Annotated in this window: 14 protein-coding genes; 12 read left to right on the top strand and 2 right to left on the bottom strand. The window is 36.1% G+C overall.

Features of this window, described 5'->3' with window-relative positions; all coding sequences use genetic code 11:
* Window positions 1–16 precede the first annotated feature (16 nt).
* From ACFQ32_RS02290 to holA, 3 genes are read left to right on the top strand one after another with little or no spacing between them, the layout of a single operon-like run.
* Window positions 17–730 carry a helix-hairpin-helix domain-containing protein gene (locus ACFQ32_RS02290; protein WP_046324772.1) on the top strand — a complete coding sequence of 238 codons (714 nt, stop codon included), beginning with the start codon at window positions 17–19 and terminating at the stop codon, window positions 728–730.
* The gene (locus ACFQ32_RS02285) at window positions 699–2,987 is read left to right on the top strand and encodes a DNA internalization-related competence protein ComEC/Rec2 (RefSeq protein ID WP_046324773.1); all 2,289 of its coding nucleotides are present in this window, start codon (window positions 699–701) and stop codon (window positions 2,985–2,987) included. The genes ACFQ32_RS02290 and ACFQ32_RS02285 overlap by 32 nt, the downstream gene beginning before the upstream one ends.
* Window positions 2,984–3,970 carry a DNA polymerase III subunit delta gene (gene holA, locus ACFQ32_RS02280; RefSeq protein WP_046324774.1) on the top strand — a complete coding sequence of 329 codons (987 nt, stop codon included), beginning with the start codon at window positions 2,984–2,986 and terminating at the stop codon, window positions 3,968–3,970. The genes ACFQ32_RS02285 and holA overlap by 4 nt, the downstream gene beginning before the upstream one ends.
* 78 nt (window positions 3,971–4,048) lie before the next feature.
* Here the strand turns inward: holA and rpsT are convergent, their stop codons facing one another.
* On the bottom strand, window positions 4,049–4,300 hold the full coding sequence (gene rpsT / locus ACFQ32_RS02275; protein ID WP_046324775.1) for a 30S ribosomal protein S20: 252 nt from the start codon (window positions 4,298–4,300) through the stop codon (window positions 4,049–4,051).
* Window positions 4,301–4,500: 200 nt separating this feature from the next.
* Between rpsT and rpsO the strand changes: the two genes are divergently transcribed.
* The 7 genes from rpsO (at window position 4,501) to yihA (ending at window position 12,369) form a co-directional block, all read left to right on the top strand.
* Entirely contained in the window at window positions 4,501–4,770 is a 270-nt protein-coding gene (gene rpsO, locus ACFQ32_RS02270) for a 30S ribosomal protein S15 (RefSeq protein WP_034979304.1), read from the top strand.
* Between the two features lie 160 nt (window positions 4,771–4,930).
* A complete protein-coding gene (locus ACFQ32_RS02265; protein ID WP_046324776.1) occupies window positions 4,931–6,715 on the top strand; it encodes a ribonuclease J in 1,785 nt (594 codons plus the stop codon).
* Complete coding sequence (locus ACFQ32_RS02260; protein WP_046324777.1) at window positions 6,716–7,549, top strand: hypothetical protein; 834 nt, start codon at window positions 6,716–6,718, stop codon at window positions 7,547–7,549.
* Window positions 7,550–7,734: 185 nt separating this feature from the next.
* Window positions 7,735–8,925 carry an elongation factor Tu gene (tuf, locus tag ACFQ32_RS02255; protein WP_045928030.1) on the top strand — a complete coding sequence of 397 codons (1,191 nt, stop codon included), beginning with the start codon at window positions 7,735–7,737 and terminating at the stop codon, window positions 8,923–8,925.
* A 143-nt stretch (window positions 8,926–9,068) separates the two neighbouring features.
* Window positions 9,069–10,394, top strand: coding sequence for a trigger factor (tig, locus tag ACFQ32_RS02250; RefSeq protein WP_046324778.1), 1,326 nt, complete (start codon window positions 9,069–9,071; stop codon window positions 10,392–10,394).
* A gap of 123 nt (window positions 10,395–10,517) precedes the next feature.
* Window positions 10,518–11,795, top strand: a complete 1,278-nt coding sequence (gene clpX / locus ACFQ32_RS02245) for an ATP-dependent Clp protease ATP-binding subunit ClpX (RefSeq protein ID WP_046324779.1) — start codon at window positions 10,518–10,520, stop codon at window positions 11,793–11,795.
* Complete coding sequence (gene yihA, locus ACFQ32_RS02240; protein WP_046324780.1) at window positions 11,785–12,369, top strand: ribosome biogenesis GTP-binding protein YihA/YsxC; 585 nt, start codon at window positions 11,785–11,787, stop codon at window positions 12,367–12,369. Before clpX ends, yihA begins: the two co-directional genes overlap by 11 nt.
* A 38-nt stretch (window positions 12,370–12,407) precedes the next feature.
* Here yihA and ACFQ32_RS02235 read toward each other — a convergent pair whose 3' ends face one another.
* A complete protein-coding gene (locus ACFQ32_RS02235; RefSeq protein WP_255409580.1) occupies window positions 12,408–12,530 on the bottom strand; it encodes an SPJ_0845 family protein in 123 nt (40 codons plus the stop codon).
* Window positions 12,531–12,727: 197 nt separating this feature from the next.
* Here ACFQ32_RS02235 and uvrC point away from each other — a divergent pair, with 197 nt between their 5' ends.
* Both uvrC and obgE read left to right on the top strand, forming a co-directional pair.
* Complete coding sequence (gene uvrC / locus ACFQ32_RS02230) at window positions 12,728–14,530, top strand: excinuclease ABC subunit UvrC (RefSeq protein ID WP_046324781.1); 1,803 nt, start codon at window positions 12,728–12,730, stop codon at window positions 14,528–14,530.
* Window positions 14,531–14,596: 66 nt separating this feature from the next.
* A complete protein-coding gene (gene obgE, locus ACFQ32_RS02225) occupies window positions 14,597–15,901 on the top strand; it encodes a GTPase ObgE (protein WP_046324782.1) in 1,305 nt (434 codons plus the stop codon).
* Window positions 15,902–15,919 lie beyond the last annotated feature (18 nt).

The raw sequence follows: 15,919 nt of genomic DNA, 5'->3' as shown, positions 1-15,919 counted from the left end.
AATGGGGGTTGAAAAAATGAACTGGGAAAAAATTAAAGCTTTTATTGAGGAACACAAACAATATTTTTTCATTGGAATAGTCCTTTTGGGCATTGTTCTAGTAGTTTGGTCTCAAAGGCCAAACTCAAATGACACTTTTGACGAATTAGATTATAAAAATGAGAATACTGTGCAAAATAAAAATCAGTCCGGCAGTGACGCAAGTAAACAGTTGTCAAATACTGAATCTGTTACCAAAAAGGTAGCCGCGACTAAGCCTAAAGATGTGACCTGTGATATATCAGGCGCGATTAATCACCAAGGCGTTTATACTTTAAAAAGTGGAGCACGTTTAAACGATTTAATTGCCACTGCAGGGGGGATTAAGAATAATGCACAGCTAAAGAATGTTAATCGAGCATTGATATTGAAAGATCAAGATAAAATTCACATTCCATACAAAGGTGAAAAAATTAAAGCAGAACAAGTCGTTGAATCGGTTTCTTCCAATGCTTCTAATTCTGCCCCTGAGACAACAAGTGACCAAACTAATGCCGGTAACAAGGTGAATATTAATACTGCAAACGTAAGTCAACTGCAACAACTAAATGGTATTGGTGAAAAAAAGGCTCAGCAAATTATTGCTTACCGTCAAAAAAGCGGAGAATTCAAATCTGTTGAAGATTTAATGCAGGTATCAGGAATTGGAGAAAAGACTTTTGCTGCGCTTAAAGACCAACTGGAAATTTGATATTCTGCGACCTGGGTTTTTCCTGCTACTGGCCTTATTACTAATTAATTTAAGTTTCTTGAAATATCAATGCTATACCTTTGTGCAAAAATGTACTTGCCTATTAATAGTTTTTTATTTAGGTTTTGTACTTTTACTTAAATTTAATTCTTTAAAATGGCTAATTTTTATTATTCTTTTGGCAACTATTTTTGGTTTTCACTCTGACATGAGTAAAACTAATTTTGCACTTAAACCCAATACAGCTATTACCTTTTTTCCAGACAAAATGAAGATTTCCGATGACTGGTTTACGGTTGAAGGGCAGACGGCTGGAAGTAAGATTTTAGTTTCTGGCAAATTGAGTTCAAGTCAGCTAAAGCAATTAAATTATGGCTATAAAGTTATATTACATGATTTGTCTGGTGAGGTTAACCCAATTGAACCAGCTTCTAATTATGGAGAATTTGACCAGCAAAAATATTACCGCAGTAAAAAGATTACTCAGCAAGTTAATTTAACGAGCTTTAAGATCCAAATTAAGAAAGGAGGATTAGCAAATTACCTGCATTACTGGCGTTTTCAGTTAAAGAGATTTTTGCAAAAGTTTCCACCGATTTTGTCTTTTTTTAGTAATGAACTTATATTGGGAGAAAGCCCTGACCAGAAATTCCAAACAATACTCAATAATTATCGTGACCTCGGTGTCATTCATATCTTAAGCATTTCCGGTTTGCATGTTGGTATTTACACGCTAGTAATAAGCACAATGTGCTATTACTGTAAATTAACTGAAAAAGAAACTTTCATTTTTTGCTTGTTTATCTTATTAGTCGGTATTTTTCTAAGTAATGGTCAAGCTGGATTTATTAGAGCGAGTTTAACCTATATCTTGGGGCAAATTTTTTCGTTGCATAAGCTAAAAATTAATAAGGCAGATCTGCTAGGATTAACGGCTGTTTTGCATATGTCCGTCAATCCTCGACTCATGATGAGTACTGGAGCTCTTTTAAGTTACACTTTAGCCTTGGGCCTTGAAATGACTAAAAGCCTGACTAAGTTTAGACAGTCCTGGGCTTTAAACAATTTGTTATTGCCACTACTTTTATTTCATTTCTTTCAGTTTAATCTGCTAACGGTCTTTTTTAATTTGTTAGTAGTACCATATTTTAACTGGGTTGTTATGCCCTTGACTTTTTTTAATTTAATTATTTTTAACATTAGTCCCCGATGTAGTTATTTCCTTGAAAAGATACTTGAACAAGGTGAGAAAGTAATTGCGAAGTTTTCTAATAGTAAAATTGGTCTTTTAACATTTGGGAAAATTAATTGGTGGCAATGCCTGTTTTTATTACTGTTAACTTCTATATTGTTGGTATTAATAAATGAAAAGTCTAAAAATCAAAAACTAATCAGATATCTTTTTAAGCTGGCCTTAATTATATACGGACTAATCTTCTTAACGATTCATTTTCCCCTCAAGGGTCAAGTAACTTTTATTGACGTAGGACAGGGGGATAGTATCTTAATATCTACGCCTCTTTTTAGGCATGTTTATCTCATTGACGTTGGTGGAAAGTTAAATTTTAATGGTAAAAAAATAACCCCGCAGATTAATAAAATCACCGTGCCTTTTTTGAAAGCACAGGGAATAAATAAAATTGACGGAATTTTTATCAGCCATCAGGATGCCGATCACGTAGGGGACTTAAGGCCACTTTTGAGTCAAATTCGGGTAAAAAAATTGTATATGGCGCAAGGATTGATAAGGAATCCGTCATTTTGCAAAAGAATAATAGGCCGGATTCAAAAAGGGCAGATTGTACAGGTGTTAGCCGGTGAAACAATAAATGAGCCACCAATTTCCTTCAAAGTTGTATATCCCTTTAAGCCAGGTATTGGTAAAAATGAAGATTCACTTTCGTTATTATTTAAATTAGCAAACAAAAACTGGCTTTTTACCGGAGACCTGGGCCAAAAAGGGGAACTGGAAATATTGAGCCGTTATCATTTACATGCTGATTATTTTAAGTTAGGACATCATGGAAGTCGAACCGCTTCCAATAAAGAATTTTTGCAAGCTTTGCAACCAGAAAGAGTCTTTATTTCTGCTGGCCGCAAGAATCGCTTTGGGCACCCTCATCCAGAAACTATTGCTACTCTTCGAAGCCAACATATTCCATGGGCTTCGACTCAGGACTGTGGTATGATAACTTGGAACTATGGTGTTTTAATAAAACCCAAATTTAAAAGATTTTTGCCGGTGATTAAAAAATGACATTACTTTCTTTATTTAAAAACTCAAATAAAAAAATTTTGCATACTTTAATTAATGGAAATGATAGTTTTTTAAATGAATATCTTACTAGCTCGTATATACATGATGAGATTTTCGCAGACTATGAAAAAGTATCCGTTGATTGCGAAGCAGAGGGGCTAGACGAATTAATTGCTGATCTTACTGAATCAAGTCTTTTTAGCCAGAAAAAAGTAATAACAATTAAGAACCCTTTTTTCTTAACGTCAAAGGTTCCCAAAAAATATCAAAAGCAGATCACCCAGCTGCAAAATATTTTTGTAAATACTGCAAAACTTGAAGATGTCATAGTTATTGTCGCCTCTTACGAAAAATTAGATCGGCGCAAAAAAATAACGAAGTCCGTCACGCAAAATTTTAACGTTGTTGAGACTCAAGTTCGGCCTTATGATCTGAATAAAGTAATTAAAGCAATTATAACGACCGAGGGCTATCATATTACAAATTCTGCTGCAACATTGTTGCTTGAACGCAGTGACCAGGTTTTAGATATAGTTTTAAGTAATTATAATAAGCTGAAGATGGTAGCTGTTGACAGAAATATCACTACTGAAATAGTTGAAAAGAATGTTGATTTATCACTAGCACAAAATATTTTTGCAATTTTAGATTCAGCTTTAGCCCAAAACTACCAAGAAGCTATCGCTCGGTTAAATAATCAACTTCAAAACGGAAATAATCCAATTCAAATACTTGCGGTTTTTGAAAATCAATTAGAAATGATTTTGCTAGTTAAAATACTTAAAGCAAGAGGGAGAAGTGAAGCTGAAATTGTAAGAAAACTTGGTGTTCATCCTTATCGTGTTAAGTTGGCGCTAAAAAATAAGTTAGCAAAAGAAAAAGTAGCACAGCTATTAGAGCAAGCAATTAAACTGGATTATAATTATAAAAATGGTCAATATCGAGCCGATAATTTTTTGAAGCTCTTTATTCTTAATGTCTAATTACGTATAAATTTTGGTAAATAAAAAGACAGAAATGATTTTCACTTCTGTCTTTTTGATTATCATTTAATCAAATTATTATTTTGCAAGTTTAGCTAAACGGCTCTTATCACGGCTAGCTTTATTCTTGTGAATAAGTCCTTTTGAAGCTGCCTTGTCAATAGCACGAGCAGCAGCTACATGTAATTCGGAGGCGTTATCAGCACCGGCAGCTTGAGCAGTCTTAAACTTCTTAACGGCAGTTCTTAACTTGTTCATTTGAGCAGCATTGCGCTTTCTAGCAGCATCTTGAGTCTTAACACGCTTAATAGCTGATTTGATTTGTGGCATAAAATTCACCTCCATTGATCGTAATTCTACTTTATAGATTATACTGAAAGATAATTGCAGATGCAAGATAAATTATACTTGCTTTTTAAAAAAATTGTCTGTATTATACTATTGTTGTGAACCGTTAACGCTGTTTGCACGCTCACACCTGACGGTTAACGTTGTTAACGGCAATTATTTTAGTGAAAGGTGAAAATATTATGGCAATTTCAAAAGCTGAAAAAGATGAAATCATTCAAAAATTTGCGACTCACGAAGGTGATACAGGTTCAACTGAGGTTCAAGTGGCAATCTTGACTACAGATATTAACAATCTGACTGAGCATATGAGAAATCACTCACATGACCACCATTCTTATGTTGGCCTGCTGAAGAAAATCGGTCACCGTCGTAACTTGCTTCGTTATTTACAAAACAAAGATATTAATCGCTATCGTGAATTAATTAAGAAGTTAGGCTTACGTCGTTAATTTTAATTGAGATCTAAAAAAGCTGGTTCGAGTATTGAATCGGCTTTTTTATTTTTGTCATAATACCATTTTATGCTAGAATAAAAAAAGATACTTTTTACGTTGTGATCATCTGATCCATAAATAACAACTGAATAGCAATTAAAGAAAAGGAAATATAATGACTGATCAAGTTAAAATTATGATTCTGAGCGGTGTTCGTGAGCAAGGAAAAGACATGTTCGCTGTTCAAGTTAATGATGAAATTTTTGTTCTTGATGCCGGCCTTAAATATCCCGACAGTACATTGTTTGGAATAGATCTGGTTATTCCAGATCTGGATTTTTTCGAGCAATATGGTGATCAGGTAGTCGGCATCTTTTTGACACATGGACATGCAGATTCAATTGGGGCACTACCTTATATTCTACGAAAATATGACATTCCAGTTTTTGGCTCCCAATTAACAATTGAATTGGCTAAGATAACAGTAAGACGTGAGAATAAACGGTGTAAAAACAGTCTCTTTCACGTGATTGATGCGGAAACAGAGATTGAATTTAAAAACGCCAATATTTCTTTTTTCCCAACTACGCATTCCATCCCTGATTCTCTTGGCATTGACGTGCATACTCCAGCCGGAGAGGTGGTTTACACAGGCGATTTTAAATTTGACCCTTCCGCTGCTCCTAAATACCGGACTGATCTAGATCGATTAGCTGAAATTGGTCAAAAAAAGGTATTGGCTTTATTAAGTGATTCTTCAAATGCAGAGGCATCTTTACCAAATGTTGCTGAACAGGACATTGGAGATTATGTTACAAATGTTTTTCGTAATGCAAATGGTCGGGTAATTGTTGCTGCAAAAGCCTCGAATTTGATTAGAATTCAAGAAGTTTTAAACGCGGCCTATCAAACGGGTAGACATGTTTTACTAACAGGTAGAGATTTAGCCAAAATCGTTCGTACTGCAATGAATCTGGGTTATTTGAATGTCCCTAAAGGTTTATTAATGAGGGTTAAAAATTTAAAAGAAACTCCAGATGAAAAGACGGTTATTTTGGAAACCGGTCAAATGGGTGAGCCCTTAAATTCATTGCAAAAGATGGCTAAGAACCGTCACAGCATGATCACAATTCATAAGGGAGACCTAGTCTTTATTGCGACGACACCTTCTCATTCTGTGGAAACGGTTGTGGCACAAACCAGTGATCTGGTTTATCGTGCTGGTGGGACCGTTATTCAATTAGGTAAGGCAAAGCATACCAGTGGACACGCGACAGGCCGTGATTTGCAACTACTTATTGATATTTTGAAACCGCAATTTTTAATTCCCGTTATTGGTGAATATCGACTGCTTGAAGTACACAAGGACTTAGCTATTAGGGCAGGAATGGATAAAGATAATATTTTTATTACCAAGAATGGAGATTGCTTAAACTACGATTTCAATCAAAAGCGCCTTTATTTAACAGATCCGGTCCCAGGTGAGGATACGATGATTGACGGTTCTGGTATCGGGGATGTTGGTAATATTGTTTTACGAGACCGAGAAGTATTATCAGATGACGGTATTTTCATTGCTGTTGTCACAATTGATCGCCGTAAGAAAAAGATTATTGCTCAACCACAAGTTACCAGTAGAGGCTTTGTTTACATTAAGGCCAATCAGCAACTGATGCGTGACAGCATTGAACTGATTAAAAAAACTATCACTAATAACTTTGAACATAAAAAATTTGATTGGACTGAAATTAAGCAGGATGTTCGAAATGATTTGGAAAAGTTTCTCTACCGCAAAACGAATAGACGCCCAGTAGTTTTACCAGTAGTAATGGAAGTTAACCAAAACCGCCATCGTGCTATGCAAAAAAGAAACAACAAGAGCGAGTTGCCCAAGAAAGAAACTCATCATCCTGTTGATGTCAATAAAACCGGTCAGAGAATTATCAAGAAAGATAAATAAATGACCTCATTAAGTCAAAAAAATCTGCTTAGTTTAGCCAAAAAATCCGCAGCAAAAGGAGATTTTGCTCAAGCAATACAAAATCTTGAAGAGGCATTAAGAATTGGACCAAGTAATGAAATCGTACTTTGTCTTTGCGAGCTTTATCTCAAGGATAAACAAAATTATTCAGCTTATGAGTTAATTAAAGAAGAAAAAGACTTGTTTACTAATCCTAAAATTTTTCGTGAATACAGTAGAATTCTGAAAATGAATCACTTTTCTATTGAAGCATTAGAGGTAAAAAATATTACTGCCTACGAGTTACCGGATTTAGTTGAACCTGTTAGTAAGACAAAGCAGCAGCAAATAATGGTTACTTTCAAGCAAAAAAGCAAGCCGACAAAATTTGATTACGAACAATTATTTAAGTTAGATTTACCAAATTTTAAAAATTTTGCTCAGAGTTTGTTGCTGGATCCCAGTTTAAACTTTGCAATTCGTCTGGTTTTAATTGAGGATTTGTTTCGCCTGGGACTTCAGGAAACATTTAGGGTTTTGGTATTGGGGCAGGAAGAGCAATTTATTCCACAAAAAATAAATTTACTCGAAAAAGATGCGATATATCGAGAAGTTGTATCAGGCATCGGCGCTCGGTATTATCATAAACCGAGCCAGCTTCCTGCAGTTTTAGGCGAAGTAAATTTGATTTTAGGCAGTCTTTATCCTAAACTATATAAGTATGTTGATAATCCCGACAGTTTTGCCAGCGATATTGCTTCTTATATTGAAAATCATGATGGCCGAAGCAATCAAAAACTGTTTGAGAAAATCGATAATAATATATCCGAATAAAATTGGATAAAATGTCTTTACTTTTTCAAAGTATTTAGTATAATAGCAAAGGACGTTTTCATTAGGCATGGCTCTATGCATTAAAATACTAGGCATTTGCCTATGAAAGTAGTACAATATTCAACAGAGAACTATCCGTTACTTACTCAACGGACTTCTTGCAAATTTACAGGAGGGTCATTTTAATGGCAGAAAAAGAACATTACGTTAGAACAAAGCCACACGTAAACATTGGTACTATCGGTCACGTTGACCATGGTAAGACCACTTTAACAGCGGCTATTACTAAAGTTTTATCAGAAAAGGGCTTGGCTAAGGCAGAAGATTATTCAGAAATCGATGCAGCTCCAGAAGAAAAGGAACGTGGTATTACTATTAATACCGCTCACGTAGAGTACGAAACTGAAAATCGTCACTACGCCCACATGGATGCCCCAGGTCACGCCGATTACATCAAGAACATGATTACTGGTGCCGCACAAATGGATGGAGCTATTTTAGTTGTTGCCGCAACTGATGGTCCTATGCCACAAACTCGTGAACACATTTTACTTGCTCGTCAAGTTGGTGTTAACTACATTGTTGTTTTCTTAAACAAGACTGACTTAGTTGACGACCCAGAATTAATTGACTTGGTTGAAATGGAAGTTCGTGACTTGTTGACTGAATACGATTATCCTGGTGATGACATTCCAGTTATCCGTGGTTCAGCATTGAAAGCTTTACAAGGTGACAAGGAACAAGAAGAAGTTATCATGAAGTTGATGGACACAGTTGATGAATACATTCCAACTCCTGAACGTCAAACTGATAAGCCATTCTTGATGCCAGTTGAAGATGTCTTCACTATTACTGGTCGTGGTACTGTTGCTTCTGGCCGTATCGATCGTGGTACAGTTAAGATTGGTGATGAAGTTGAGATTGTCGGTTTGGTAGATAAAGTTCTTAAATCAGTTGTAACTGGTTTGGAAATGTTCCACAAGACTTTGGACTTAGGTGAAGCTGGAGACAACGTTGGTGTATTGCTTCGTGGTATTGACCGTGACCAAGTTGTTCGTGGACAAGTTTTGGCTGCACCTGGCTCAATTCAAACTCACCACGAGTTTAAAGGCCAAGTTTACGTTTTGAAGAAAGAGGAAGGCGGACGTCATACCCCATTCTTCTCAGATTACCGTCCACAATTCTATTTCCACACTACAGATATTACTGGAGAAATTGAATTACCAGAAGGTACTGAAATGGTTATGCCTGGCGATAACACAGAATTTACTGTTAAATTAATTAAACCAGCAGCCATTGAAAAGGGTACTAAATTCACTATCCGTGAAGGTGGTCGTACTGTTGGTGCTGGTCAAGTTACTGAAATTCTTGACTAGTTCGTTAAAAACAGTTTAAAAAGATGTACTTCTTCATAGAAGTACATCTTTTTTTGCCTAAGTTTGTTTTTTGCGAGCGTTTAATGTAAGATAATTTAGTATGTAACGATGCAATTTAACTTGACATTGGAGGTATTTAATTAATGTCTGTAAAATGGAATAAAACCGATAAAACTACCGGTGAACTTACTTTTGATATTCCCCAAGCTGATGTAAAGCGTGGGCTAGATCAAGCCTTTAAAAGGGTAAAGGGTAGCCTGCGTGTTCCCGGCTTTAGAAAGGGACATGTTTCTCGTGTGATCTTTGATCAATATTACGGTGAGGAATCTTTATATGAAAATGCATTAAACATTGTGCTGCCAAATGCTTATTCTGCAGCGGTTAAAGAAGCTGGTATTGCTGCTGTAGGTCAACCCCAAATTTTGCCGGTTTCAATGGAAAAAGGTCAAGATTGGCAAATGAAAGCCACTGTTACTATTGAGCCAGAAGTAAAATTGGGTGAATACAAGGGAGTTGAAGTTCCAAAACAAAACACTCGTGTATATGCTAAAGATGTTGATGCCAAATTAAAAGAAGAGCGTGAAAAGAACGCTGAATTAGTATTGAAGAAGAGCGCAGCTGCTAACGGAGATACTGTTACTATTGATTATAAGGGAACAGTTGATGGTAAGGCATTTGAAGGCGGCTCAGCTGATGATTATTCACTTAGTTTAGGTTCAAATACTTTTATACCAGGCTTTGAAGATCAATTGGTCGGTCATAAGGCCGGTGACGAAGTTGATGTTGTTGTCACATTTCCTGAAGACTATGGTGCAAAAGACTTAGCTGGTAAAGAAGCTCATTTTGCTACTAAGATTCATGAAGTTAAAACTAAGCAATTGCCTAAGCTAGATGACGAATTTGCTAAAGATGTAGACGATTCAGTTGATACTCTTGATGATTTAAAAGAAAAAATCAAGAAGGACTTAAAGTCTCAAAAAGAAGAGGCTGCAAGAGACGAAATCGAACAAGCTGCTATTGAAGGTGCAGTTGCTAATGCTACTATCGATAAGATTCCGGATGCTATGATTCAAGAAGATATCGACACGCAAATGAATCAATATTTAGGCAATATGCAGCGCCAAGGCATCAGCCCTGAAACATATTACAAGATAACTAATACGACAGAAGCACAATTGCGTTCACAATTCAGTAAAGATGCTGAAGAAAGGGTTAAAACTAACCTTGTCCTTGAAGCTATTGTCAAAAAAGAAGATATTAAAGCTTCACAAGAAGAAATTGACAAGGAAATTAAGGACCTGGCAGCCGAATACAACATGGATGAAAAAACTGTGCGCAATACTTTGACTGATGATATGCTTTCACATGATATCAATGTTCGTAAGGCTATTAAAATTGTTGCTGACAGCGCAAAGCAAGTTGCTAAATCCAAAACAAAAAAAGATGAAAAAAAGTCTGACGAAAAATAGGATTTTAATATCTAGGTAAAAAGGTGGTGTCAAACTGCCTTTTTATTTTTCTCCAAGCAAATAATTCATATACATAGCGCAATTTATGCTAATCTAGGACTTGTAGATATTAGGAGGAAAAGAATGGCATCACAATTTACTGATCAAGAGGAAATAAGATGTTCCTTTTGTGACAAAACACAAGATCAAGTTAAAAAGATGATTGCGGGTAACGGGGTTTATATTTGTAACGAATGTGTTGATCTGTCTAAAAGAATAATTGATGATGAACTAAAATCTGATTCTTTGAAAAAAGCACAAGATTTACCTAAACCAATGGAAATCAAAAAGCAGCTTGACCAATATGTTATTGGCCAAGAACGTGCCAAAAAGATTCTTTCAGTAGCCGTTTATAATCATTATAAACGGATTACTCAAATGGATGTTGACTCTTCAACAGAATTGCAAAAATCGAATATTGCTTTAATAGGACCAACTGGTTCTGGCAAAACTTATTTGGCACAAACTTTGGCACGAATTTTGGATGTGCCTTTTGCGATTGCTGATGCAACGACCTTAACAGAAGCCGGTTATGTCGGTGAAGATGTCGAAAATATTTTGCTTAAGCTTTTGCAAAATGCCGATTACGATATTGAACGTGCAGAACGTGGCATCGTTTATATTGATGAAATTGATAAGATTTCCAAAAAATCTGAGAATGTTTCAATTACAAGAGATGTTTCAGGTGAAGGCGTTCAACAGTCTTTACTGAAGATTTTGGAAGGAACTGTTGCTTCTGTTCCCCCTCAGGGCGGGCGTAAACATCCCCAACAAGAGTTAATTCAGATAAATACTACTAATATTTTATTTATTGTTGGTGGAGCTTTTGACGGTATTGAGCAAATCGTTAAAAGTCGTCTGGGCAAAAAAATAATCGGTTTCAGTGCCGAAAAAGAACTTAATAAGGTGCAAGATGATTCTTGGATGAAACATTTGACAACCGGAGATCTCGTCAAATTTGGCCTGATTCCAGAGTTTATTGGACGTATTCCGATTATCGCAACACTTGATAAACTTGACAGAAACGATCTGGTAAGAATTTTAACCGAACCAAAGAATGCTTTGGTAAAACAATATAAAAAGTTGCTATCACTTGATCAAGTTAACTTGGAGTTTACACCAAGTGCTTTGAACGCTATTGCAGATTTGGCAATTGAACGCAATATGGGGGCTCGTGGTTTAAGAACCATTATAGAAAATGCAATGATGGGTATTATGTATCAAACACCGAGTGAGCCTGATATTGAGAGTGTCAGAGTTACAAAAGAAGTGATAGAAGATAGTGCTGAACCGGTAGTAACTCGTCGCTCAAATGATGAACAAGACGACGGAGAAGAAATTAAGGCAGCCAATGATCATTAAAAATAGCTCGTATGCGATTAGTGCCGTGCGTGAAGACCAGTATCCAACAGATAATTTGCCTGAAATCGCGCTTTCCGGTCGTTCAAATGTAGGTAAATCCAGCTTAATAAATACACTGCTGAGTCGCAAAAACTTAGCAAGAACATCAGCACAGCCTGGGAAAACTCAAACACTAAATTTTTATTTGGTAAACCAAGAATTTTACTTAGTTGATGTACCCGGTTATGGTTATGCTAAAGTTTCGCAAAAAAAGCGACAGCAGTTTGGAACTATGATTCAGGATTACCTTGAAACGCGAGCAAACTTGCAAGGGCTAATTATCTTAATGGACTCACGGCATGAACCTACCAAAAATGATGTGGCCATGTATAATTATGCACTTTATCTGAATTTACCTATTTTGATAATCTGTACCAAAATTGATAAGGTCAAGAAAAATCAGCAAAATCAAGTTATTAATACTTTAAAACAAAAGATAAACTTAAATTATGACAATGTAAGTGTAATTACTTTTAGTTCTGTTCAAAAGTTGCATGTAAAAGAAGTATGGCAATGGATAGAAGAAAATCTGTAAATTTGTAAGAAAAAATGGTTCTCGTTGTAGAACCATTTTTATTTATTATCTTTGACTTTCTGATTGTTTTTAGATATTTTTTTCTTTTTATCTTCAGGAACAGTAGCAAATTTATCAAATAATTTTTCTAATTCATCTTGTTTTTTAAAAGTTAAACCCATAATAATTTTCCTTTCTATTTTTATTATATTAAAAATAGAATTAACAAGCTAGAAAAACAGGTTTTAATTAACTTGAAATAATTAATTTTATGTAAAATATTTTCATCCTTTACTTAATCTGATTCGTTAAGCAAAAGCAAATTTCAAATTACGAATTGTATGTTAAAATATGATAGCGAATTTGGGGGAGTGATTTTTTGGCAACTCAGTTAATTGAAAACAAATTAAAACTTTTGCCGGCTAAACCAGGCTGTTACTTAATGAAAGATGTTAACGGTAAGGTAATATATGTCGGTAAGTCGAAAAATCTTAGAAGCCGTGTACGGTCATATTTTAAGAGTACCCAAGTTGGCAGAAGGGCAGAACTGGTCGAAAATATTCGCGATTATGATATTATCACCGTTTCAACCGATAAAGAAGCCTTTCTACTTGAAGTAACTTTAATTAAAAAATACCAACCGTATTATAATGTGCAGTTAAAGCAAGGTACTGGTTATCCCTATATTGAGATTACTAACGAGCGGGATCCCCAGACCAAATTAACTAGTATTATTAGAAAAGACGGAGGCTATTATTTCGGACCGTATCCAAATGTCTACGCTGCACAGGCAACTCTTAAGTTTATTCAAAAAGTTTTCCCTTTAAGGCGCTGTCATGGCAAACAGGGAAGACCTTGCCTGTACTATCATATGGGACAATGTTTAGGTGCTTGTTTTAAAACAGTACCAAAGTCTGTTTATGAGGCACAAATAAAAAAGATCAAAAGCTTTTTAAACGGTGATATTGGCTGGGTTAAAAAAGACCTTAACCAAAAAATGGCTGTTGCATCCAAAAATCTTGAATTTGAGCGTGCTGCCGAAATTCGTGATCAACTTAATTACATTGAAGAAACAGTTGAGAAGCAGAAAATTATTTCTCACGATAATACTCAACGTGATATTTTCAATTTCTACGTTGATAAATCATGGATAGCTATTCAAATTTTCTTTTTAAGGCAGGCAAAGTTGCTTAGAAGTGAAACCAGAATGTATCCTTTGACCGATACTAATGACCCCGAAGATACATTTTCCTCATTTATTGTTCAATTTTACGGGCAAAGAAACAGAATCGTACCTAAAGAAGTTTTAGTACCTGCTAAAATTGATAATGAAGCCCTAAGTGAAGTTTTGCATGTACCGGTCAGAACGCCTAAGAGAGGGCAAAAACGGTCTTTGTTAAATATGGCTAAGGATAACGCCAAACTTAAATTAGATGAAAAGTTTCGTCTCTTAGAGCTGGGCAATAGGAAAACTAAAGGCGCACAAAAAGAAATTTTCGATTCTTTAGGACTGCCATATGGTCACGTGATTGAAAGCTTTGACCATTCGCATATTCAGGGAGCCGACCCTGTTTCTGCTCTAGTTGTCTTTAAAGACGGTGAACCTGATAAAAATTCCTATCGCAAATATAAACTAAAAGGTGAAGTAGAACACCAAAATGGTGGCGATGAAGTGCGCAACACTCGTGAAGTGGTGCGCAGAAGATACAGCAGACTACTTAAAGAACATAAACCCATGCCAGATTTGATTTTGATGGATGGTGGCCAAATCCAAGTAGATGCTTGTGAGGATATTTTACGCAATGAATTAAATCTTAATATTCCTGTTGCCGGTATGGTAAAGGATAACAAGCACAGGACTAATCATTTACTTTATGGCGATCCTATTAATGGTATACCCTTGAAACTAATTCCTTTAGATCCTAAATCTCAAGGCTTTTATTTAATGACTAGAATTCAAGATGAAGTACATAGATTTGCAATCACTTTTCACCGAAGAACACATGCTAAAAATGCTTTGTCCAGTAAACTAGATGCGATCAAAGGAATAGGTCCAAAAAGTAGAAATAAGCTTTTAAGACAATTTGGCTCTCTAAAGAAGATTAAGGAAGCTTCTATTGACGAGTTACGTTCTGCTGGTTTAACTTTGCCTCAGGCGCAAACAGTTAAGTTAACCTTATAACAAGTGATATTAAACATAATAGTGTGGTATAGTAATGTAGTTAAGAAAGACGGAAGGAGATTCTATATGCCTACATTTGTCGATCAAACTAAGATTGAAGTCCAAGCTGGTAAAGGCGGAGACGGCATGGTCGCTTTCCGCCATGAAAAATATGTGCCGAATGGTGGCCCTGCCGGCGGCGATGGTGGCCGCGGCGGAAGCATTATTTTTGTTGCCGATAGTGGCCTTAGAACATTAATGGATTTTCGCTATCGCCGTAAGTTTAAAGCAGAAAATGGTGAAAATGGTCGTATTAAGTCCCAATATGGTCGCGGAGCTAAGGACTTATACTTAAAAGTGCCAATTGGAACGACTGTTTATGATTTCAACACTAATGAAGAAATTGGTGATTTAACTAAGAATAAACAAGAATTAGTTGTAGCCCGCGGTGGCCGTGGTGGTCGCGGCAACATTCACTTTGCAACGAGTGTCAATACTGCGCCCGAAATTGCAGAGAATGGGGAACCGGGAGAAGACCGTGTTTTACGCCTGGAATTGAAAGTTTTGGCTGATGTCGGACTGGTGGGCTTTCCCTCAGTTGGTAAGTCAACATTATTATCAGTCGTAACTAAGGCTAAGCCGAAGATTGCAGCGTATGCTTTTACCACCCTAACACCAAATTTGGGTATGGTAATTTTACCTGATGGCCGAGATTTTTCAATGGCTGATTTACCCGGCTTAATTGCAGGAGCCAGTCAGGGAGTCGGGCTCGGTCTACAGTTTTTGCGTCATATTGAGAGAACAAAAGTAATTTTGCACTTAGTAAGTATGGATCCTAACAATGGGCGAGATGCAATCAAAGACTACCAGACTGTTAGGCAAGAACTACTTGAATATGATCAAAGTCTTAAAAACAGGCGCGAGATTATCGTAGCTACTCAGATGGATCTTCCAGGTTCCGCTGAAAAGTTGCAGCAATTTAAACACGACTTAGAAGATCAACAAATTAAAAAACCTGTATATGCTGTTTCCAGTGTGACACATCAAGGCGTTGATCAGTTAATGCAGGATACAGCATCACTAATAGAGCAGGTAGAAAAAGAGCAGCAAAAGCAGGAACCACAATCTCAGCAAGTTGTAAAAGAATATAAGTATCAAACACAGCAAAAGAACACTTTTACAGTCACAAAACTGGAAGACCATGTTTTTGAAATTAAAGGTGAGAGTCTGGAAAGACTAGTAGCTCGAACCAATCTCGATTACCAGGATGGTGTCATGAGATTAGCTAGAAAGCTTAAAAATCTAGGAGTAGATGATGCTCTGCGTGAAAAAGGAGCCGTTGACGGCGATGATGTAATCATTGGCTCATTCAATTTTGAATTTGTCCAATAAAATAGAAAAGTTTTGAAA

Origin of the sequence: Lactobacillus melliventris (assembly GCF_042679465.1) — a bacterium.
Classification (GTDB): domain Bacteria; phylum Bacillota; class Bacilli; order Lactobacillales; family Lactobacillaceae; genus Lactobacillus; species Lactobacillus melliventris.
Note: the sequence above shows the minus strand (reverse complement) of the source record. Positions and strands in the feature narration are given on the sequence as shown.

Coding starts and splice junctions, on each gene's coding strand:
- ACFQ32_RS02290 (WP_046324772.1), top strand. CDS start 17: ATGAACTGGGAAAAAATTAAAGCTTTTATTGAGGAACACAAACAATAT.
- holA (WP_046324774.1), top strand. CDS start 2,984: ATGACATTACTTTCTTTATTTAAAAACTCAAATAAAAAAATTTTGCAT.
- rpsT (WP_046324775.1), bottom strand. CDS start 4,300: ATGCCACAAATCAAATCAGCTATTAAGCGTGTTAAGACTCAAGATGCT.
- rpsO (WP_034979304.1), top strand. CDS start 4,501: ATGGCAATTTCAAAAGCTGAAAAAGATGAAATCATTCAAAAATTTGCG.
- ACFQ32_RS02265 (WP_046324776.1), top strand. CDS start 4,931: ATGACTGATCAAGTTAAAATTATGATTCTGAGCGGTGTTCGTGAGCAA.
- ACFQ32_RS02260 (WP_046324777.1), top strand. CDS start 6,716: ATGACCTCATTAAGTCAAAAAAATCTGCTTAGTTTAGCCAAAAAATCC.
- tuf (WP_045928030.1), top strand. CDS start 7,735: ATGGCAGAAAAAGAACATTACGTTAGAACAAAGCCACACGTAAACATT.
- tig (WP_046324778.1), top strand. CDS start 9,069: ATGTCTGTAAAATGGAATAAAACCGATAAAACTACCGGTGAACTTACT.
- clpX (WP_046324779.1), top strand. CDS start 10,518: ATGGCATCACAATTTACTGATCAAGAGGAAATAAGATGTTCCTTTTGT.
- yihA (WP_046324780.1), top strand. CDS start 11,785: ATGATCATTAAAAATAGCTCGTATGCGATTAGTGCCGTGCGTGAAGAC.
- ACFQ32_RS02235 (WP_255409580.1), bottom strand. CDS start 12,530: ATGGGTTTAACTTTTAAAAAACAAGATGAATTAGAAAAATTATTTGAT.
- obgE (WP_046324782.1), top strand. CDS start 14,597: ATGCCTACATTTGTCGATCAAACTAAGATTGAAGTCCAAGCTGGTAAA.